We start from the raw sequence: 20,836 nt of genomic DNA, 5'->3' as shown, positions 1-20,836 counted from the left end.
GCTCGCGATGTTTGGTATCGATCCGATAGTGCTGCTGATTGTCCTGCTGACGGCGGTCTCAGCCGCCGCGGTCTGCTACGGCATTCTCTATTCACGGATCGAGACACAGAAAAAGGCCGATAGCCGGGTCAACCGGGTCAAGCAGGCTGAGACCGATCGCGTCAAGGTCAAGGCTGCGCGCGATCGCGTCCAGGAAATGTCCAAGCGGCGCAAGTCGGTGCAGGACACCCTCAAGGACCTGGAGCGGCGACAGAGCGAAAATACGAAGAAGAAGCAGTCGCTGAAGGCGCGTCTGGCGCAGGCCGGCCTGTCGTTGACGCCGTCGCGCTTCTACATCTTCAGCGTGCTCTTCGGTCTTTTCGTCATGCTGGTCTTTTTCATCGTCGGCGCGCCGCCTCTCGTCATTTTGGGAATGTTCTTTGCGTCTGCCTTCGGCCTGCCGCGCTGGGTCATAGGCTTTCTCATCAAGCGCCGGCAAGGCAAGTTCCTCGAAGAGTTTCCGAACTCGCTTGACCTCATCACGCGCTCGCTTCGCTCGGGCCTGCCGCTCAACGATGCAGTGCGGCTGGTGGCTGGCGAGGCGCGAGAGCCTGTCAAGACGGAGTTTCGGCGGGTGGTCGAGGCGCAGCAGGTCGGTCTTAGCATGTCGGACGCCTGCGCACGCATCGCGAACCATATGCCGCTGCAGGAAGTAAATTTCTTCTCGATCGTCATCGCCATTCAGGCGCAGGCGGGCGGCAACCTGTCGGAAGCCCTGGGCAACCTCTCGAAGGTGCTGCGCGAACGCAAGAAAATGAAGGCGAAGGTCAAGGCATTGTCGATGGAGGCCAAGGCATCCGCCGTCATCATCGGCGCTCTGCCCTTCATCGTGATGCTGCTCGTCTATCTGACGTCGCCGCAATACATGTTGATCCTGTTCACCGATCCGCGCGGCCATCTGATCTTGCTTGGAGCCGGCATCTGGATGTCGCTCGGCATCTTCATCATGCGCAACATGGTCAATTTCGAGATCTGAGCGGAAGGAGCCGCGTCGCCCATGTCCGATCTGGCAGCCAATTTGACCGATCCTGGCACCCTTCTTGCCGTTGTGGTTGCCATCGCCGTCTTCGCGACCTTCTACACGATCGCCATACCGCTGCTGGAGCGTGGCGATCTCAGCAAGCGCATGAAGGCTGTGTCGACAGAGCGCGAGCAGATTCGCGCCCGTGAACGCGCACGGCTGAGCGCAGAGGGCGGCAAGGCATCGCTGCGCAGCCACAACAATCGAAACGTCAGACAGATCGTCGAGCGGTTCAACCTGCGCAATGCGCTTGTCGATGCCAATACCGTTAATCGCTTGCGGTCTGCCGGCCTGCGTTCTGAAAATGCGCTCAACATGTTCCTGGTGGCGCGATTCCTGCTGCCCTTCCTTTTTCTGGCAATTGCGATCGTCATCGTCTTCGTTCTCGGCTGGTTTGCCGCGAAGCCCCTGCCGATCCGGCTGCTTGGCGTCATCGGCTTCGCCTATCTGGGCTTCTACGCGCCGAACATCTATATCTCCAATCTGGTGACCAAGCGCCAGAAATCGATCAAGCGCGCCTGGCCGGATGCGCTCGACCTGATGCTGATCTGCGTGGAGTCTGGCATTTCAATCGAAGCCGGCATGCATCGCGTGTCCGAGGAAATGGCCGAGCAGTCCCCGGCACTCGCCGAGGAAATGGTTCTGACCACGGCCGAGCTTTCCTTCCTCCAGGATCGCCGCACCGCTTTCGACAATCTCGCCGCCCGCACCCAGATCGAGCTCGTCAAATCGGTCACGCAGGCGCTCATCCAGGCGGAACGCTATGGTACGCCGCTCTCGCAGGCCTTGCGTGTCATGGCGCAGGAAGGCCGCGACGAGCGCATGAACGAGGCGGAAAAGAAAGCGGCCGCACTGCCGCCGAAGCTCACCGTACCGATGATCGTCTTCTTCCTGCCGGTCTTGATGGCGGTCATTCTCGGCCCGGCGATCATTCAGGCAATGGACAAATTCTGAGCCGCCGACTTGCTCGCGGCATGCGGGCATGGTTATCTTCCATGCAATGTCGCCCATATTGGGAGGTCTCGCATGTCATCCTTGGCAATATTTTTCAGCGTCATCGCGGCAGTCTTCATCGGAGCGGTGAGCCCCGGCCCAAGCTTCGTGCTCGTTTCGCGCATCGCTGTTTCCCGCTCACGCAAGGCAGGTCTTGCCGCGGCCTTCGGCATGGGAACGGGCAGCGTCATTTTCGCGACCTTGGCCCTCTTCGGCTTGAGCGCATTGCTGATGAAAGTCGAATGGCTATATCTGGCGCTAAAAGTCGCCGGTGGCCTCTATCTGATCTATGTTGGCATCCGCATCTGGCGCAGCGCCGCGGACGATCTTCCCATCGATGCACCAACGACGCCGGCTGCAGGCGGTGTGATGCGCAATTTCCTCTTTGCGCTCGGCACGCAGCTCAGCAATCCGAAGACAGCCATTTTCTACGGTAGTATCTTTGCCGCACTTCTGCCGGCGGCTCCGGCTCCCTGGCTGCTGTTTACGGTTCCGCCCGCAGTCTTCCTTGTCGAGGTGGGCTGGTACACGGTGGTAACGCTGGCCTTTTCGTCGAACCGGCCGCGCGCCATCTATCTCGGTGCGAAACTATGGATAGATCTGGTGGCCGGCGTTGTGATGGGCGCCCTCGGCGCGCGGCTTGTCGCCGAGGGGTTGCCGCGCCACATCTGGCGTTAAGGCCTACGGCTACCGGGCGTGCGCCTCAACCGCTCCGCTAACGAGTGCCGTTTTCGAAAGTTGGGTAGGGAAGCTGTTTCGGCTCTCCCGCTCTATTGCTGGGCTACTTTCCTGTTATCGCCACTGGCGGCAAGCTTCTGCCAGGAGTTCTGCTGTGCCAGCATGCCGCGCAGATAGGCGACATTGGCGTTTGCCTGCTGCGGCGTCAGTTCCTGGCGAGCGATTTGTTCGGCTTCAGCAAAGCGGCCCTGCAGGCCGACGACGAGCGCCAGATTCTGCCGCACGCGGCTGTCGGCGCCCGGCTGGGCGACGGCCGTGCGGAGATAGTTTTCCGCATTCTTGAGATCGCCGGTCAGCACGTAGGACATACCAAGATTGGAAAGGACCGTCGGCTCGTTGGGGGCGAGCACCAGCGCATCCCGATATTTGGCCCGTGCATCGCTGGAACGTCCGAGCTGATCGAGAATGGCGCCCTGCGCGGAAACCAGCCGCCAGTCCGGCCGGTCCGGCAGCTGTGCGCGGTCAATGGTCGAGAGCGCTTCGTCGAGCTGCCCTGCTGCCGCCTGTGCCTTGCCGTAGGCGGCCAGCACGCCGCGATCGCTCGGATTGGCGATCGCCACCTGCTGCATGACCGCAAGCGCCTGGTCGTTGCGGCCGCTCATGCGCAAGGCGTTGGCGTAGTTGACACCTGCATCGCGATCTTTGGGATTGGCGTCGTAGGCCTTGCCGAACGTCGCGGTCGCCTGCGCCAGATCAGTGCTGTTCATCGTGTCGAGAGATTGTGACGTCTTCGGAATTGAGCCCGTCGTCATCCGGTCTTTTCCGGTTGTCGAGCAGCTTGCGAGCGCGAGCGCCAGAAGCGCAGCCGAAGCTCCGCGGAAAAGAAAGGTTCTGAATGAAGACGCAGCTGAGACGGCGGGCATGTCGCGTATCCCTGAATTCCTTATAGTCTTGCGCCCGGCCTAGAATCGGAACAGGGAAAGGTTCGACGCAATGTTCGCTCCAGCAATAATCTGTTAACCCTAACAGACGGTTAACTCTCGATTCTTCTCAGTCACCGCCAAAGGATAGTCATGGCCCCCTTTCAATTCATCGAGCGCGCGACGCCCTTCAATTCGAAGGGTGGCGCGACCCTGCCGATCTTTGCCGTTACCCCCGCGCATATCGAGACCGGCACCATCGATCCCATCGCGCTCGATTGGGCACGCAAGGCGGGTTACAAGGCAGAGAGCGGTTCGTTGCTGCTGATTCCGACCGCTGAAGGGCATCTGGGCGGCGCTCTCTTCGGCCTCGGCTCCAACCCGTCCGAACAACCCTTCCTCACGGGCAAGCTGGCGCGCAGCCTGCCGGCCGGCGACTGGCATATCGAGACGGCGCCGCTGACGGCGAACCGGCTCTCGCTTGGCTTCGGCCTCGGCAGCTATCGCTTCGACCGCTACAAGTCGGAAAAAGCCGCGATGCCGACGCTGATGATCCCGCGCGATGCCGATGCCGCCGATATCAAGCGCCAGCTCGCCGGTGTCTTCCTTGCCCGCGATCTCATCAACACGCCGACCAACGACATGGGTCCGGAACAGCTCGAAGCCGCCTTCCGGGCGCTTGCCGAGCACTACAAGGCAGAGATGTCCGTCATCATCGGCGATGATCTCCTGAAGGAGAATTTCCCTCTCGTGCACACGGTCGGTCGCGCCAGCGCCGATGCACCACGCCTTCTGGAACTGCGCTGGGGCAAGAAGGGTCATCGCCGTATCACCCTGGTCGGCAAGGGCGTGTGCTTCGACACCGGTGGCCTCGATATCAAGCCGGCATCCTCCATGCTGCTGATGAAGAAGGACATGGGCGGTGCCGCCAACGTCATGGGCCTGGCGCTGATGATCATGGACGCCAAGCTCAAGGTCGATCTTCGCGTCATCATTCCGGTCGTCGAGAACTCGATTTCATCCAACGCCTTCCGTCCTGGCGATATCTACAGGAGCCGCAAGGGCCTGACCGTGCAGATCGACAATACGGATGCCGAGGGCCGGCTGATCCTCGCCGATGCGCTGGCTTATGCCGACGAAGACGCGCCGGACCTGATGATCGACATGGCAACGCTGACAGGTGCAGCCCGCGTTGCGCTCGGCCCCGACCTGCCGCCTTTCTTCACAGACGATAGCGAGCTTGCCAGCGATCTGACCGAGGCGAGCCTGGAGACGGATGATCCGCTGTGGCGGATGCCGCTCTATATGGGCTACGACAAGGACATCCGGACCAAATTCGCCGATATCACCAATGCTCCATCAGGCGGCATGGCCGGCTCCATTACGGCTGCCCTGTTCCTCAAGCGCTTCGTGACAAAGACGCCGAGCTGGGTGCATTTCGATATTTTCGGCTGGGCGCCGAGCGAACGCCCGCATTCCCCCGGCGGCGGCGAGGCACAGGCGATCCGGGCTCTGTATCATCATATCAGGCAGAGCGTACGGTAGGTCATTGTTATTCCCTCTCCCCGCATTGCGGGGAGAGGGTTAGGGTGAGGGGCCAGGCACGTAAGCGCAACAAAGTCGGGCTCACCTGGCCAGCAGCTTAGGAAGGCAAGCGGGCTTTTAAGCCTGCCGCACGTTTGATACCCCCCTCTGTCACTTCGTGACATCTCCCCCACAAGGGGGGAGATCGTTGGGAGTCTGCTGCTTGTCGTTCGTAAAACAACGAACTGCAATTTCAACAGGCGCGATGTCAACTTGTGGCAGGTGTATGCAGCGAGTTACCAATCTCCCCCCTTGTGGGGGAGATGTCACGAAGTGACAGAGGGGGGTGCGCACCCTCCTTGAATTCTACGACTACTATTGGCGATGGTTCATCTTCGAAGGAGCTGGAACCAAAACACCCCTTGAAACCGCCATGATCTTGGCCGAGACTGGAACGGCAGCGTAACGAATTCCGGGGTTGCCCTTGCCGCTTGAACTCACCGCCTCACAGGCTCTCGGCCTCTGGCATGGCGTGACGCTCGCTCAGGTGCGCCGCGAGGATCATGACTTGACGCTGCGGCAGACGGCAATCCTGCTGCAGATCTATCTTGTGCCGCCTCCTCATACCGTGCGCGGTCTGGCCGCGACCCTCGGCGTTACCAAGCCGGTCATCACCCGGGCGCTTGATACCATGGGCGTGATGGGGTTGGTCGATCGTGTCCGCGACGATCGCGATCGTCGCAACGTCATTATTAAGCGAACGGTCACCGGTGCGCTCTATCTTGAAAAACTCGGCGATCTCATCATCGAGCATGGCCGCAAACTGTAACCTCAGGAATTCCGTCATGATGCTCGACCGCCGTCTCAATGCTTTCAGGCCCGATCTCGCCGAGGCGTCTCTCAAGGGCAAGGTCGAGGCCGAGCGCTTCGTCGATGGTACCGGCGCGCGTATCGCCGTCCCGGTCATTGCGCTTCGGCCGAAGCCGGATCTCGCCTCGGGCATCGATACCGAGCTACTGATGGGCGAAGAGGTGACTATATTCGAGCGCCGCGGCGGCTGGTGCTGGGTCAAGGCTCTGTCCGATGGTTACGTCGGCTATCTCCCGGAAACGGCGATCAAGGAGGGTGCGGCACCCCCGACCCACATCGTCGTCCCGCAGCGCACCTTCCTCTATCCGGAGCCGGAGCTGCGCAAGCCGCACGTGGCAATTCTCTCCATGGGCAGCCTCGTGCATGTGGCCGGCACGGCGGAGGCGCGCGGCAATCATTATGTCGTCCTGGAGGATGGCACCGCCATTTTCGCAAAGCATGTCGAGCCGATCGGCTACAATAAGGGCGGCGACTTCGTCGATGTCGCCGTACGCTTTCTGGAGACGCCCTATCTGTGGGGTGGCCGTTCAGGTCTCGGCATTGATTGCTCTGGCCTCGTCCAGCTGGCACTGTCGATGACGGGCCGCGCCGCGCCGCGCGATACCGACATGCAGGCTGCCAGCCTCGGCCAGCCGATCGAGCGCGAGGAGTTGAAGCGCGGCGATTTCGTCTTCTGGAAAGGTCATGTCGCGATCATGGAAGATCCGGACACCATCGTCCATGCCAACGGCCATACCATGACCGTCGCCCGCGAGAATTTTGCTGCAGCTATTGAGCGCATCGGCTGGCTTTATGAGCGGCCGACAGGTTACCGCCGTTTCATCGATTGATTGCGCTCCGGAACCGTCTTTTCTTTCACTCGTTATCTTCTTGATCGAGATATCCTATCGAGAGGAGAAAACTCATGCCCATCACGGCCATGGAAAAGACGGTGCGGGATATTCTGTTCGACAATCATCTGCGCAAGAGTGGCAAGATCGACAGGCTTCGCGAGCTGCGCAGCGAGGCTCGGGCTATCCAGCGCGCCGGCAGCGAAAGCTCGATGAGCGCCGACGACGGCCTCCAGGATGATTTGCGCGTAATTGAAAAGGCGCTGCACGATCTGGATGCCGATGTCTCGCACAAGGGTGCAGCGACCTTGTAGTGGCGACTTTCTGCACTCCCGATAGCGATAGTCTACGGAGTGCGAGGGCGCGCGATCCAGATGCCGGCGACGATGACGATGCCGCCGAGCGCCTGCAGCAGGGTGACGTTTTCGCCAAACAGGAACCAGGCGAAAACGGCGGCCGCGATCGATTCCAGAAAAATGACGAGCGAGGAGAAAACGGTTGGCAATCGTCCGAGCGCCACCGAAAGCAGTCCCTGTCCGCCGGCGTGGCTGATCAGGCCGAGCGCGAGAAGCACGCCCCACCCCGAGATCGACTGCGGCAGGATGCGCGGCTCGAAGAAGAAGGCGATCAGGAACAGGATCGCCGAGGTTATGATACTTAATTCGAAGGTAACGCGCGCGGCATTAGTTCCCGGGCGTGCCGCGCCGACTGCCAGGAAATAAAGGCCGAAGAAGGCGCCGGTGATGATGGCGAGCGCATCGCCGACGGCCCGGTCTGGATTGAATGCCAGGCTTTGGACGACGAGTGCCGTTCCGCCCGCAAGGCAGACGAGAAGCCCGAGAAGCGTGGCGCGGCTGACACGCTGTCTCAACAGAAGCCAGCCGAAGATCACGACCCATAGCGGCGCCATCGTTGCGAAGAAAGTGGCGTTGGCGATCGTCGTCCGCATGATCGAGAGATGCCAGAAGAACAGGTCGCCTGTGAAAGCAATGCCGGCGAGAATCGTCGGTATCGTAAAGCTGGCGTGAGGTGCATCGGGTTCCGCAGCCTCGCCATATCGCATCCATATCCAAAGGATCGGCAGCGCCAGAAAGACACGCCAGAAGGCGCTGGCGAAAGGCCCGACATCGGCAAGACGCACGAGGCTGGGCGAAATGCTCATGGCCAGCGCCGCGAGGATCATCGCGACAACGCCAAGAAGAAAGCCTTTCGTATCTTCGCTTTCCCCGAGGCTCGCGCTGCGCATATCGTATTCGGTGTCCGGCTGTGACATTCTCGTGCCTTTGCAAGTCAGGTGATTTGTGGCGCAAAGCTAGTACATAGGGGAAGAGGATTTGGCTCCATTTTGATGGCTTTCATGCAATTTTGTTTCCTCTTTGCGGTAAGGATGTACTGAAATGCGCAAACCCGCCGATCTCGATGAGTTCGACCTGGCAATTCTCGAGATTCTCCAAAAGGACAGTACGGTTCCGCAACGGGAGATCGGTGAACGGATCAACCTGTCGGCGCCGGCTGTGCAGAGGCGCATCAAGCGCATGCAGGAAAGCGGCGTCATCCAGGCCAATATCGCGGTCGTCGATCCGGCGGCAATAGGCCTGCCGATCACTATCGTCGTCGAGGTCCATATCGCCAACGAGCGGTACGACCTCATCAACGCGATCAAGCGCAGCTTCCTCGAAGCGCCGGAGGTGCAGCAATGCTACGGTGTCACCGGCGAGGCCGATTTCGTGCTCATCATCGTCGCCCCCAGCATGTCCGCCTATGAGGAGGTGGCCCGGCGTCTGTTCTACGACAATCCGAATGTCACGAAGTTCAAGTCGCTCGTGACCATGGACCGGGTCAAGGTCGGCCTTTCGCTGCCATTGTCGCTGGACTAGCTGGCTGTCTCCAAGTTTGCTTCATGACGGCCGTTTCGGCCAGTTCGTCACGCCGCCGGTCCAGTCCTCAAAAGCCTTCGAGAGACGAAGTACCAGCATGTCGTCGAAGCGCGGGCCGATGATCTGCATGCCGATCGGCATACCGGAGCGGGAGAAGCCGCAATTGATCGATGCCGCCGGCTGCTCCGACATGTTCCACGGAACGGTAAAGGCGATGTGTTCGAAGGGTCGCGCAGGCTCGTTGGTGGGGGAGGCCCATTCTGCGGGATAGGAGACGATCGGATTGGTTGGCGAAAGCACGGCATCCACCTCCGCGAAGAGCTTGGCGCAGCTCCTGCGCATCTCGTAGGTCTGGTTGAAACCGCGAACGGCATCGACGCCGCTGATACCGGCGCCGCCCTTCGCCCAGCTATAAATATAGGGCAGGATGCTGTTGCGGCGTTCCTCGCTCAGTGCTGTCATGTCGCCCCAGAAGCGCGCGCGCCAGAAGGCATCGAGGCCATCCAGCATCTGCCTGGTCAGCACCGGTGCGACATCGACGATGATGGCGCCCGCTTCCTCGAAGCGTTTGGCGGCAGCAGTGACAACATCGCGTATCTCGTCCTCGATGGGCAGGCCGCAGCCTGCATCCAGCATAAGGCCGATCTTCATGCCACGGATGTCTATATCGAGATCCATCCAGTCGATCCCGTTCGGCGGCAGGCTCGTGCTGTCGCGCCAGTCGGGTCGTGAGAGCGTCGCCATGGAAAAGGCCGCATCCTCGACCGTGCGGGTCATCGGTCCGGCGCATCGGCCGAGATAATAGGGATCGATCGGAATACGGCCATTGCTCGGCTTGAAGCCGAAAATGCCGGTCCATCCTGCCGGCAGGCGTATCGAGCCGCCGATATCGGTACCGATATGCAGCGGCCCATAGCCGGCAGCGGCAGCGGCGGATGCGCCGGCGCTGGAGCCGCCCGGATTTTGGCTGGGGTCCCAGGGATTGCGGCTGAGCTTGTGAAAGCTCGATAGGCCTGATGAGAGCATGCCGTAATCGGGGCAGGTGGTTTTCGCGAAAATCACCGCGCCATCCTCGCGCATCCGCGCGGCGATCGGCGCGTCTTCGGCAGCGGGAACGAGCTCGACCGCCGCCGTGCCGAGCGGCACCGGCTGGCCTTTGGTGGCGATCAGCTCCTTCAACGTTACTGGAATACCGTCCAGGGTTCCAAGCGGCGTACCCTTCGTCCAGCGCTCCGTGGAGGCCGCGGCTTGCCGGCGAGCATCCTCCGGATCATAGGCGTAAAGAGCAGCGATAGTCGGCTCCCATGCCTCGATATGCGTCTCGAGTGCCAGCCAGTATTCGCTGGGAGACAGGCTCTTGTTGGCAAATTGGCGCCGGAGGTCTCGGATGGAAAGATCGGTAGGTTCGGTCATGATCTATACTCTTCATGTCTCAATCAGCGCGTCGCCTCGCGGGGGTCGAGGAGATCACGCAGCCCGTCGCCGAGCAGGTTGAAGCCGAGCACGGAGAGCGCAATGGCAAGCCCCGGCAGCAGGGCGAGCCACGGCGCAACGTGGAAATAGGTCTGCGCATCGGCCAGCATCCGACCCCAGGTCGGCGCGGGCGGCGGTACGCTCAAACCCAGGAAAGCGAGCCCAGCCTCAGTCAGGATCGCAAGGCCGAGCTGGATGGTCGCCTGGACGATGATACTGCCCATGATGTTGGGCAGGACATGGCGCAGCGTGATGGAAAGCTGCGTATTGCCGATGGCGCGCGCCGCCAGCACATAGTCGCGGCTCCACGCCTGCAAGGCAGAGCCGAGCGCGACGCGGGCGAAGACCGGCACCATGAAAACCGCAATGGCGATGATTGCCGTGGAGCGCCCGGTCCCAAGAAATGCACCAAGGATCATGGCCGAAAGGATCGGTGGCAGGGCGAAGATCACGTCGCAGGCGCGCATAACCAGCGCCTCGAACAGGCCGCGTTGGGCGGCGGCGGAAACGCCGATGATCGTTCCGAGCGTCCCGCCGATCGCAACCGCCGATACGGAGATTGACAGCGAATTCCAGCAGCCCGCCATCAGCATCGACAGGACATCACGGCCGATCTGATCGGTGCCGAGAAGTCCGAAGCCGAAGGGTGGCTGCAGCTTGTGGAGGATCTGCATCTTCGCCGGCGGCACCGGTGTCCAGAACAAGGAGACGATGGCGACGCCGACAAGAGCAAGGATGATGAGGGCGCCGACGATCAGATTCATCCGCCGCAGCGCCCGAAAACGACGGCGGGAAGACGTCGCAGCGATTTTGGTCTCGACAGCAGTCATCGCGCACCTCCTGCTCGCAATCGTGGATCGATGGCGAGATAGGAGAGATCGACCAGAAAATTCACGACGATGACGAGGCCGGCAAAGAACAGCACGACATCCTGCAGAACGATGACGTCGCGCTGGCTGAGTGCCTGGTAGGCGAGGCGGCCAAGGCCGGGCAGGGTGAAGACATTTTCGATCAACACGGCCCCGGCGACGAGAAAGGTGAATTGCAGCCCGAGAATGGTCAGCACCGGCACCAGGGCGTTCGGCACCACATGTCCCCACAGCACGCGGCTGCGTGACAGGCCCTTGGCGATCGCCGTGCGGGCAAAATCCTCATGCAGCGTGTCGAGCACGGCCGAGCGCGTCACGCGGGTCAACACTGCCGCCTGCGGCAGCGCAAGTGCGATCGCGGGTAACACCAAAGATTTCAGGGAGGGCCAGAATCCGCTTTCCCAACCGGGAAAACCGCCGGCCGGCATCCAGCCGAGCGAGGTGGCGAACAGAAGAACCAGCAACAGGCCGACCCAGAAGCCCGGCACGGCGATGCCCATCTGCGAAAACAGCGTGGCGATGATATCGAAGACGCCGCCGCGTCTTGCCGCTGCCGCAACGCCGAGCGGTACGGCGACAAGAACCGACAACAGGATGGCAAGCAGCGCAAGCGGCAGGGTAACGGCAAGCCGCTCGGCAATCAGGCCTGCGACCGGAACGCCATAGGTATAGGACGTGCCGAGATCCCCCGCCAGCGCGCCGGCGAGCCATTGGCCGTAGCGGACAATCAGCGGCTGATCGAGACCCATATCATGCCGGAGCGCGGCAAGTGTTTCCGGCGTCGCCGATGTGCCGAGCGTGATCGCGGCCGGGTCGCCCGGCAGCAGCGCCATGACGGCAAAGACCAGCAGCGAGACGGCAATCAGCGTCAGCACAAGTCCGAAAATCCGGCGGGTGAGCAGTACGATCATAGCAAGTCCATGGCCAGGCTAATTCGGCTAAGAATACGGAGTTGGTGCGGCCTTTGACTCCTCCTTCTCCCCATCGGGGAGAGGGAGTTGGTCGTCGTGCGCGAAAGAAATACCAAGATCATGCCCAATCAAACTGTTGGAGCGGTCAGTCTTCCCAGGAGACGTTGGTCAGCACGTTGGAAGGGATCGGTTCGTTCTCCCAAAGCCCCTTCAGCTTCTTGTCCCAGACGCCGAGCTTCGGCATGACGAAAAGAAAGAGCGCCGGCACGTCCTCGGCAAGAATGCTCTGCGCCTCGCCATAGAGCTTGTTCTGCTCGGATACATCGGACGTGAGCTGGATCTTCTTCATCAGCTCGTTGAAGGCGGAATTCTTGTAGTTGAAGTAATAGGGGTCGCGCGAATAGATATCGATATCCAGCGGCTCAGCATGGGCGACGATGGTCATGTCGTAGTTGCGGCCGGTGAAGACGTCCTGCACCCATTTCGCCGGGAATTCCGTCGGCTCGATGTTCATCGTCACGCCGATATCGGCAAACATCGCCTGCATCACCTGGGCGCTACGCGGCGCATAAGCCATCTGCGGCGTCTTGATGGTAAAGGTGAAACCGTTCGGATAGCCGGCCTCTGCAAGCAGCGCCTTGGCCTTGGCGGTGTCGTAGGGCAGCGTGCCGGTCAAATCCTTGTAGCCGGGATCGTTCGGCGTGTAGTGACTGCCGATCGCGGTGCCTAAACCGGACCACGCGCCTTCGATGATCGTCTTCCGGTCGAGCGCCATCATCAGCGCCTGGCGCACGCGCTTGTCGTCGAAGGGCTTGCGGGTGTTGTTCATGCCGGCCACGACCTTGAGTTCGGTATTGCCGACCTTGGTCGTCAGCCTGGCGTCGCCCTCGAAGGAACTCATGAGCTCCGGCGCGGCGAATTCCGGAAAGGCATCGAGATCGCCGGCCTTCAGCGCCGCCGCCTCCGCCTGCGGATCGGAAATGAAGCGGAAGGTTACCTTCTCGAGCTTCACGTCGACCGACTTGTTCCAGTAATCCGGGTTCTTGACGAGGTCGACATGATCGCCCTTCGCCCAGGAGGAGAATTTGAACGGGCCGGTGCCGATGGGCGTCGTCTTGTCATTGGCCGAGGATTTCGGCCCAACCATCACGGAGCTCGGCCAGCCTAGCCAATAGAGAAGGCTGCCGGTTGGCGAGGACAGATGCAGTACAAGCGTTTCCGCATCCGGCGTATCGATCGAGGCGATGGTCGAAAAGAAGCGCTTCTGCGGGTTGACGGAGTCGGCGCCACGAGCGCGATCGAGCGTGAACTTGGCGGCAGCCGAATCGAAGGCTTCGCCGTCATGGAATTTCACGCCGGCCTGCAGCTTGAACGTATAGGTCAGGCCGTCAGGTGAAATCTCCCAGCTCTTGGCGAGCTGCGGCGCGATCTTGCCGTTTTCGTCGATCGCAACCAGGCCTTCGAAAATGTTTTGCCAGGTGACCTGGCCGATCGCGACGGGCGCGGCGATCGTCGGATCTAGACCTGTTGGCTCGACGCTCATGCCGAGATTGAGTGTCGTCTTCGCGGCTTCAGCCTGCGTCAGGCCCATCATCAACAGGCCGGCAGAAACTGCGGCGCCATAGGCAAGCCGGCGCGCAACGTCGCCCAGGCTCGGGCGTGAAAACTTGGTCATGTCGGTTCCCTTGCTTTTGCCCGCACGTCCGGCTTCCCTTCCGGCCTGCGGTCTTTTTTCAGGATAGTGTCATCTCATCGGCGCACACACAATTCCGAAAATGTGTGCTCGGTGTAGCTGAAATCGCTACACTCTTTTCGTGGTTACAGCGTTTCGTTCAATCATGCCTCCTCCTGGCGGAAAGTTGCTGATGCATGAAGCGTTCGATGAAATCGAGTAGCTTGCCGGCGGCGAAGGAGAGCTGGCGATCGGGCGCGACGCAGAGATCGACCGGCGTCCGCACCCCCATGCCGCCCGCCACGGGCCGTGCGACGAGCTGCCCCGCCTCGATCTCCCTTTGAACGGTGAGTGCCGGCAGCATGGTGATTGCCGCGCCGCGCAGCACCAGCTCCTTCTGCATTTCAAGCGAGCCGGTCTCAAAGACTGGATCGAGCCTCAGCCCCTCCTGCTCGAACAGTGCGTCGAAGGCCTGTCTTGCGCCGAAGGAGCGATCGGGGACGGCAAGCGCGTGGGCCGAGAGTTCCGCAAGTGTGATCTCGCTGGCGGCAGCAAGCGGATGAGAGGCGGCAGCGATCACGTCATAGACGAGCTCGGAGCGCAGGCGCACCTTTGTGCCGGAAAGCGGCGGGGCAAACAGCGTCACCGCAATATCGGCCTCGGCATTGTTGACGGCTTCGATGGCGCCGCGGGCGCTGGTAATGGTCACTTCGAAGCGTAGGCCGGGATAGCGCAGACTGAATTCGGCCAGCGCCGGAGCAAGGATATTGGCGACGGACGCGCCATTGGCAAAGATACTGACGGTCCCGCGCTGCAGGCCTTTCAGGTCTTCGATCAACTGGTGAACATGGTCGAGCTCGCGCAGCGTCCGGCCGGCGCGTTCCGCCAGCAATTCGCCGGCAGCCGTCAATTTGATGCCGCGGGCACTGCGTTCGACCAGTTGCGTGCCGAAATGATATTCGAGATTCTCGATCTGGCGGCTGATGGCCGTCGGCGCCACGTTCAGGTTTTCAGCCGCCTGGCGCATCGAATTGGTGCGCACCAGCTCGTCGAAATAGATCAGCGCGCGGATCTGCATGCGCGGGAGCTCCCGTTAGATGGTGGGCTTGGCGAAGCGATCCCGCCACGCCACTTGCCCGCCTTCGACCGGCAGCGCCGTCGCTTCGTAGACGCCGCGGGCGATGGCGCGCGCCATGACAATGGTGGCGAGGTGGCAGAGCTCCATGAAACCAGGCATATCGTCGCGCGCATGCCTGCCGGTGGAAGCGGCAAATACGGTATCGCCGTCGAGCGGCAGATGCGTCGGTAAAAGCGCACGCGCAAAGCCGTCGTGAGCGCAGATGGAGAGGCGATGCGCCTCAGTCTTAGTCAGCTGAGCGTCGGTGACGACGACGCCGATGGTCGTGGCGGTGATGTTGGTGCCCTTCAGCCGCAGGCGTGAATCGACCACCTGTGGCATGCCGAGACCGCCAAATTCGCCATTCTGCTCGAAGGGAGCCGCCCAGAAATGCGGGCCGTCGCCGATGGTGGCGGAACCGAGCGCATTGACGGCGACGATGGCGGCGATTCTGTATCCGCGACTGCTGACGGCACTTGCCGAGCCGAGGCCGCCCTTGACCGTTGCCGTCGTGGCACCGGTGCCGGCGCCGACGCTTCCAAGCGCAAACGGCCCTTTATTTGCAGCCTTGAAGGCGGCATATCCCATGTCGCGATAGGGCGAGTGCAGCCCCCAATCCTTGTTGCCGCCGTTGATGAGATCAAACAGGATCGCCTGCGGCACGATTGGCACCAGCGCATCGCCAACCTTCAAGCCGCGGCCCATCTCCCTCAAGCCTGCCTGCACGCCGCCGGCCGCATCGAGGCCGAAGGCCGAGCCGCCTGAGAGCACGAGACCATCCACAGCACCGACCGTCATTGCAGGATCCAGCAATGCGGTATCCCGCCCACCCGGCGCGCCGCCGAGAACGGTGCAGGAGGCGATAGCCGGCTCATCGAAGACGATGGCAGTGACGCCGGAGCCGAGCGTAAGGTCGGTGGAGTGACCGACAGCGACGCCTTCGACATCGGTCAGGAGATTGAGGAGGTCAGCCAATGAAAAATCCTTCGCCGTTTACAACGCGAGGTCGCCATGGCGATAGGATCGTAAAGACGGGGAAAAGACAAGATGGGTTTGTTCAACCCGAGCGGTCCGGGACCGGAGGCTTTGGAGCTTCGGCGTTTCACGGGGGAGCCGGCGCAAGCTTCCTTCGCAGGAAGCGACACGATGGCCTCAAATAAAAAAGCCCCCACCCTGATTCTATCAAAGGGTGAGGGGCTGGGGACGGGAATGAGTAAAAGCGCAGGTGATCCGACCCATCAAACATGGATCGGTTTTGCCTGCTGGCGGGAAAGAAGGTCGCGGATCGCAAGCTTCACTTCGTCCGCATTTCTGAAATGCTGCTCGTCCAGATCATGGACATGATATTTTACAGCGATGAACTTGAGCCGATCCTGATCGGGAACGACGATGCCGACGGGGACGCCAGCGTATTCGATGACTTGCTTCTTCATAAATAGACTCCCTCTGCGCAAGCACAGCGCAGACATGGCGAATTGACTGTTTGATTCCGGTAAGGAGGACGAACGTCACATTCGACAGCACGGGCGGGAGAGCGCGCCCGAGCGGTCATTGCCAAGCACGGACCGCCTAGGGATCGAAGCAATGACTTTTCTATTCAGCATGTCACTTCCTCAATTGGCGTTGTACTTGTTAGGGGGCCCGTTAGGGGGCACCGCGATCGATGTACTATTATCCACTACATTAGTAGATAATAGCGATTGCATCCTCAGAAACATATTCCGAAAGATGTCAAAATGTCGACGATCGGGAAAATAAAATTCCGAGTCTTGCGGGTTGCAGGGAAGGTTGTCTTAAAACCTTCGGATTGCTACCCGTGTCGGTACGGCTCGCCGATCACCGAGCAACAGATAGGAACTGGCGCGAGATTCGACAATGCCCCGGCAGCATTAAAATTCACGCGCCGCTAAAACACCTCAATGGTTAATGGCGTGACGAGAACGTCAAAATCTATCCTCAAGCACCTTTTCCAGGGCCTTCACGAAGAAATCGGCGCTCTCGGCTGCGAGGCATAGCGGCGGCTTGATCTTCAACACATTCAAGTGATCGCCGGTCGGCTGCATGATGACCCCGAGATCGAGCAGGTGCTCGCAGATCGCAGCCGTTTCTTCGGTCGCCGGCGTCAGGCTTTCGCGGTCGCGCACGAATTCCACGCCGAGATAAAGCCCAGTGCCATGCACGGCGCCGATCAACGGGAACCGATCCATGAGAGCGATCAGCCCGGCCTTCAGCCGGTCACCGATGACGCGGGCATTTTCCTGCAGATTTTCATCCTTGAGGATATCGAGAACGGTGAGACCGACGACGCAGCTGACAGGGCTGCCGCCGGCGGAAGAGAAGAAATAGCCTTCCTTTTCCAGCGATTCGGCGATCTCGCGGCGGGTGATGACGGCGCCGAGCGGATGGCCGTTCCCCATGCCCTTGGCGATGGTGATGATGTCGGGCGTGACACCCTGCGTTTCGAAGCCCCAAAAATGCTCGCCGAGACGGCCGTAGCCCACCTGCACTTCATCGGCGATGCAAAGGCCGCCGCGTTGGCGCACTGCGTCATAAACGCCTGCGAGATAGCCATGCGGCAGCGCGATGCCGCCGGCATTGCCATAGACCGGTTCGGCGATGAAGCCGGCAAGGCCGTCGCCCTTTTCGTCGATCGCCCGCAGTTTCGCCATGACGTCGCCGAGATAATGCGGAGCAGAATCCGGGCCGCGGAACGGCCCGCGATAGGTATTCGGCGAGAGGACGGGGTGCACCCAATCCGGCCGTGTCGTCCGCGCCTGCGGATTGTCGGCAATCGAGGTGGAGACGGCGTCACTCGCAACCGTCCAGCCGTGATAGGCCTCCAGCAGGCAGAGCATGTTTCTCTTGGCCGTGTGCGCCCAGGCTAGGCGGATTGCCAGATCGTTGGCTTCCGAGCCGCTATTGACGAGGAAGACGCTGTCCAGTCCCTCAGGTGCCAGCGTTGCCAGTCGCTCGGAGAATTCGGCAACGGCGGCATAATGGAAGCGGGAGTTGGTATTGAGGCGAGACCATTGCTGGGCGATCGCTGCCGTCAGGCGCGGATGGGCGTGGCCGAGCGTCGTGACGTTGTTGACCATATCGAGGTAGCAGCGCCCTCGCGTGTCGAACAGGAATTCGCGCCAGCCGCGCTCGATCTGTGGCGGGAACTCGTAATAGTGCTTCTGCGGCTTGGCGAAACGGGCATTGCGCAGTGACAGCAGCGCGGAAGCGTCCGGCCGCGGCGCCTCGCAGGCCGGGTTCAAAAGAGCGGCGGGCGAGGGGGAGACGGCCGACCACCCCTCTGCCTGATCCGCCGTCGCAAAAAGCGGCGGCACAAGGCCGGGCACGCGGCAAAGCTGAATGCGCAATCCTCCAATTGCCGAGCCCTCGCTGCCGATCGTTCCAATTGTCGCGCCTTGCTCGATAGCCGCTCCGTCCTCGAGAGCACTTTCGATACCGTCGAGATGCAGGCTGATTTCTTCACCGACCAGCACGAAATGCTGGCCCTGCCGTTGCAGAAGGCCAGGGAAGGGAGCCGCAACCGTCGCGCCAGCCGGCAGGCAGATATCGCAATGCAGGGCGAAATTCTGTGGCTGCCTCATGTTAAGCGGCGCAGCAAGGGAGAGGCGGAATTCGCCGTAGCGGGTCGCCGCAGCCCCGGAAGCGATTGCCGTCTGGGCAAGCAGCCGCCAGTCCATATCAGGCTTCTGCCAGTTGCCGTCCGTGAAGTCAGGCCCGGTGGCGGAAAGATCGATGGCGGCAATCTGCGAGGAGTCGATGTCGGGCAGCAGCGGCGACCAGCCGTCAGTCACGACCGGGGCGACATCAAAACCGATCGTCCGCAGGATCGCCGCTTCCATCACATCCGGCTGCGCCTCGGTTGCGACATCGAAGATTTCGCGCTCGAAATCGAGATTGCCGCGCACATAGTCGTTGTCGGGGTCGATAGCGAGCTGCTGTTCGGTGCTGGCGGTGAGGATGACGGCCCGCGCGACGATCAGCGGCCACAGGGCTTTGGCTTCGACTTCCTCCAGCGGATAGATCGCATGATAGGCACTGATTGCCGGAAGGATGTGGAAGGGGTTGCCGCCTGCATGATGTAGCAGCGACGCACAGGTGACAGCAAGATCGCCGACCAGCCAGCCCTGGATGATATCGCCGAAGTCGATGACGCCATCGGGCACGAGCTGTCCGCGCGCATCGGGATGGCTGACGACATTATCGTCGGTGACATCGTGATGCACCGGCTGAACACGCAATTGGCTCGCGAGCGGCTGGATGCGCTTGACGGCGGCGACCATTGCCTTGGCGATGCGGTCGCGCGCCTCGTGATCGGTTATGGCCGACAGCAGCTGCACGGCAACGGGTCCTGCCCGTCGCAGGTCCCATTGCAGGCTGCGGTGCAGGCCGGGATGATCGAAATCGGCAAGATCGCGTGCAAGCCTAGCCGAAAGCGCGCCGAGCCCGGCCACGGAAGCTTGCGGCAGGTAGTTGCGCCGCGTCAGCGTCTGGCCGGGGAGAAAGCGGAGCAGCCGGACGAGGTAATCCTGCTCGCGGAGAGTGATGGCGAGGATATCGCGACCATTCAGTGAGGGGATGACCTCGGGTACGCGCGGCGCATCCGGCTTGGCGTGCAGATGGCGGATCGCGGCATTCTGCGCCTCGAGCTCGACCAGCTCGTATTCGGCCCGGCAGATCTTCAGCACATAGGCGTTCTCGCCGGCATCGATGCGATAGTTGCGGTCCTGCTGGCTGCCGAGCTCGGTCAGTGTTCCGCTCAGACCGTAATGCGTCTGCAGGATCTCGGCCGCCTCCTCCGGTGTCACGTCCGGTCTCGGCAGTTGCATACGGTTCACGAGCGTGGCGTCGGCCATGGCATCCCCCGGATGGTTCATTCGCATCGACACTAAACCATTCCATCCTAAAGAAAATTACCCAAAACAGATAGGGTAGTCGAGCAGCGAGTAGGAAGATAGGCCACGGAATGCAGCCAGCCAGGCATAACAGCCTATTCGACCTCGATGGAATAGCTGCAACCGGCTAGCGTCTTGCTCGGATGAGTATCGACAGTGGAGACGTTCAGCGAGATGCGCGTTTCCAGTACGGTGTCCGAATTTTCCTGCTGGTCCTTGCGCGACAGGACGACCTTCTCGCCGAGAAACTTGTTCGGCTGGTCGACGGAAGCTGTGACGCCAAGCTGCTTGGCGAGCCGATGCGGATCCGCCTCGTCAAGCACGGCAAGCGGCCCGGTGGAGGCGAAGGCGATCCTGTTCGTCTGCCGCCCGAAAACGGTCATAGGCATCGAAAGCTGGAATTCGCGCAACAACGGATTATCCGACGGCAGCTCGCTGATGCCGAACTGTTTCATGGCCGTGGCGCGTTCCGGTCCGGTCAGCCATAGAGCGAAATTGTTGTAGCTCGGCACGTCATAGGTCGTGCATTCGATCAATTTGGCAAGATCGATCTTCGAAGGGTCCTGTTCTGCCGTTTGGGCATGGGATGCCGGCGCAAATAGCAGGAGCGCCGCCAGCAGCAGCGCGCCGTTGCGGTAGAATGACATGTCCTCTCCTCGATCTCCGGGCGATTCGATACCGGTGATATCAAATCGCGTGTCGGAGCGAAAAGGGAAAGAAGCCAGCCGAAATCGCGCGCTTGCGCCTCACCCCATGCGCTCGGAGGCGTAGGAGCCTGGGCTTGCCGGGAAGACGACGGTGCGGTTGCCGTTGAGGAAAGTGCGATAGTGGATATGGGCATGGATGGCGCGCGCCAGTACCTGGCTCTCCACATCGCGGCCGATCGAGACATAATCCTCGGCCGACTGCGCATGCGTGATGCGCGCCGTGTCCTGCTCGATGATCGGACCCTCGTCGAGATCGGCTGTCACATAATGCGCCGTCGCCCCAATCAGCTTCACCCCACGCTCATAGGCCTGCTTGTAGGGATTCGCCCCCTTGAAGGACGGCAGGAAGGAATGGTGGATGTTGATGATGCGGCCCGACATTTTCCGGCACAGCGCATCCGACAGAACCTGCATGTAGCGGGCCA

General features: G+C 61.2%; 20 protein-coding genes. 8 read left to right on the top strand and 12 right to left on the bottom strand.

Annotation, left to right across the window (positions count from 1 at the left end; all coding sequences use genetic code 11):
* The first annotated feature begins 7 nt into the window (after positions 1-7).
* The 3 genes from JJQ51_RS30295 (at position 8) to JJQ51_RS30285 (ending at position 2,731) form a co-directional block, all read left to right on the top strand.
* Complete coding sequence (locus JJQ51_RS30295) at positions 8-1,015, top strand: type II secretion system F family protein (protein WP_269245656.1); 1,008 nt, start codon at positions 8-10, stop codon at positions 1,013-1,015.
* A gap of 21 nt (positions 1,016-1,036) precedes the next feature.
* Positions 1,037-2,014, top strand: a complete 978-nt coding sequence (locus JJQ51_RS30290) for a type II secretion system F family protein (RefSeq protein ID WP_113395862.1) — start codon at positions 1,037-1,039, stop codon at positions 2,012-2,014.
* Positions 2,015-2,086: 72 nt separating this feature from the next.
* The gene (locus tag JJQ51_RS30285; RefSeq protein ID WP_269245655.1) at positions 2,087-2,731 is read left to right on the top strand and encodes a LysE family translocator; all 645 of its coding nucleotides are present in this window, start codon (positions 2,087-2,089) and stop codon (positions 2,729-2,731) included.
* A gap of 92 nt (positions 2,732-2,823) precedes the next feature.
* On the opposite strand, the gene JJQ51_RS30280 is transcribed toward JJQ51_RS30285, so the two are convergent.
* Positions 2,824-3,654, bottom strand: a complete 831-nt coding sequence (locus JJQ51_RS30280; protein ID WP_269245654.1) for a tetratricopeptide repeat protein — start codon at positions 3,652-3,654, stop codon at positions 2,824-2,826.
* Between the two features lie 150 nt (positions 3,655-3,804).
* Here JJQ51_RS30280 and JJQ51_RS30275 point away from each other — a divergent pair, with 150 nt between their 5' ends.
* The 4 genes from JJQ51_RS30275 to JJQ51_RS30260 all read left to right on the top strand — a co-directional run bounded on the left by JJQ51_RS30275 (position 3,805) and on the right by JJQ51_RS30260 (position 7,189).
* On the top strand, positions 3,805-5,196 hold the full coding sequence (locus JJQ51_RS30275) for a leucyl aminopeptidase family protein (RefSeq protein ID WP_113330644.1): 1,392 nt from the start codon (positions 3,805-3,807) through the stop codon (positions 5,194-5,196).
* 463 nt (positions 5,197-5,659) lie between these two features.
* On the top strand, positions 5,660-6,004 hold the full coding sequence (locus JJQ51_RS30270; RefSeq protein WP_041677769.1) for a MarR family transcriptional regulator: 345 nt from the start codon (positions 5,660-5,662) through the stop codon (positions 6,002-6,004).
* Between the two features lie 16 nt (positions 6,005-6,020).
* The gene (locus JJQ51_RS30265; RefSeq protein WP_269245653.1) at positions 6,021-6,875 is read left to right on the top strand and encodes a C40 family peptidase; all 855 of its coding nucleotides are present in this window, start codon (positions 6,021-6,023) and stop codon (positions 6,873-6,875) included.
* Positions 6,876-6,949: 74 nt separating this feature from the next.
* Positions 6,950-7,189 carry a hypothetical protein gene (locus JJQ51_RS30260; protein ID WP_092714676.1) on the top strand — a complete coding sequence of 80 codons (240 nt, stop codon included), beginning with the start codon at positions 6,950-6,952 and terminating at the stop codon, positions 7,187-7,189.
* Between the two features lie 32 nt (positions 7,190-7,221).
* Here JJQ51_RS30260 and JJQ51_RS30255 read toward each other — a convergent pair whose 3' ends face one another.
* Positions 7,222-8,148: a DMT family transporter gene (locus JJQ51_RS30255; protein ID WP_269245652.1), complete on the bottom strand. Its 927-nt coding sequence runs from the start codon at positions 8,146-8,148 to the stop codon at positions 7,222-7,224.
* A 124-nt stretch (positions 8,149-8,272) separates the two neighbouring features.
* Here JJQ51_RS30255 and JJQ51_RS30250 point away from each other — a divergent pair, with 124 nt between their 5' ends.
* Positions 8,273-8,752, top strand: a complete 480-nt coding sequence (locus tag JJQ51_RS30250; protein WP_113351439.1) for an Lrp/AsnC family transcriptional regulator — start codon at positions 8,273-8,275, stop codon at positions 8,750-8,752.
* A gap of 21 nt (positions 8,753-8,773) precedes the next feature.
* On the opposite strand, the gene JJQ51_RS30245 is transcribed toward JJQ51_RS30250, so the two are convergent.
* The 10 genes from JJQ51_RS30245 to JJQ51_RS30200 all read right to left on the bottom strand — a co-directional run.
* Positions 8,774-10,165: an amidase gene (locus tag JJQ51_RS30245; RefSeq protein WP_269245651.1), complete on the bottom strand. Its 1,392-nt coding sequence runs from the start codon at positions 10,163-10,165 to the stop codon at positions 8,774-8,776.
* A 23-nt stretch (positions 10,166-10,188) separates the two neighbouring features.
* Positions 10,189-11,055 (bottom strand): ABC transporter permease, encoded by an 867-nt coding sequence (locus JJQ51_RS30240; protein WP_269245650.1) that lies wholly within the window; start codon positions 11,053-11,055, stop codon positions 10,189-10,191.
* Positions 11,052-12,005 (bottom strand): ABC transporter permease, encoded by a 954-nt coding sequence (locus JJQ51_RS30235; RefSeq protein ID WP_269245649.1) that lies wholly within the window; start codon positions 12,003-12,005, stop codon positions 11,052-11,054. The genes JJQ51_RS30240 and JJQ51_RS30235 overlap by 4 nt, the downstream gene beginning before the upstream one ends.
* 145 nt (positions 12,006-12,150) lie before the next feature.
* Positions 12,151-13,680 (bottom strand): ABC transporter substrate-binding protein, encoded by a 1,530-nt coding sequence (locus JJQ51_RS30230; protein ID WP_269245648.1) that lies wholly within the window; start codon positions 13,678-13,680, stop codon positions 12,151-12,153.
* Positions 13,681-13,837: 157 nt separating this feature from the next.
* Positions 13,838-14,755, bottom strand: a complete 918-nt coding sequence (locus JJQ51_RS30225; RefSeq protein ID WP_269245647.1) for a LysR substrate-binding domain-containing protein — start codon at positions 14,753-14,755, stop codon at positions 13,838-13,840.
* 15 nt (positions 14,756-14,770) lie between these two features.
* Positions 14,771-15,769, bottom strand: coding sequence for a P1 family peptidase (locus tag JJQ51_RS30220; RefSeq protein WP_269245646.1), 999 nt, complete (start codon positions 15,767-15,769; stop codon positions 14,771-14,773).
* Positions 15,770-16,032: 263 nt separating this feature from the next.
* A complete protein-coding gene (locus tag JJQ51_RS30215; RefSeq protein WP_015338438.1) occupies positions 16,033-16,227 on the bottom strand; it encodes a hypothetical protein in 195 nt (64 codons plus the stop codon).
* Positions 16,228-16,737: 510 nt separating this feature from the next.
* Positions 16,738-19,665 carry an aminotransferase gene (locus JJQ51_RS30210; protein ID WP_269245645.1) on the bottom strand — a complete coding sequence of 976 codons (2,928 nt, stop codon included), beginning with the start codon at positions 19,663-19,665 and terminating at the stop codon, positions 16,738-16,740.
* A 134-nt stretch (positions 19,666-19,799) separates the two neighbouring features.
* On the bottom strand, positions 19,800-20,351 hold the full coding sequence (locus JJQ51_RS30205) for a hypothetical protein (protein WP_269245644.1): 552 nt from the start codon (positions 20,349-20,351) through the stop codon (positions 19,800-19,802).
* Positions 20,352-20,450: 99 nt separating this feature from the next.
* The coding region (locus JJQ51_RS30200; protein WP_269244778.1) for a formyltransferase family protein at positions 20,451-20,836 on the bottom strand (386 nt) is incomplete at its 5' end.

The sequence above is a fragment of the Rhizobium sp. AG207R genome (genome assembly GCF_027109195.1).
GTDB classification, from domain to species: Bacteria; Pseudomonadota; Alphaproteobacteria; order Rhizobiales; family Rhizobiaceae; genus Rhizobium; species Rhizobium dioscoreae.
The sequence above is the reverse complement of the archived record's forward strand: the minus strand, read 5'-3'. Positions and strand labels throughout refer to the sequence as shown.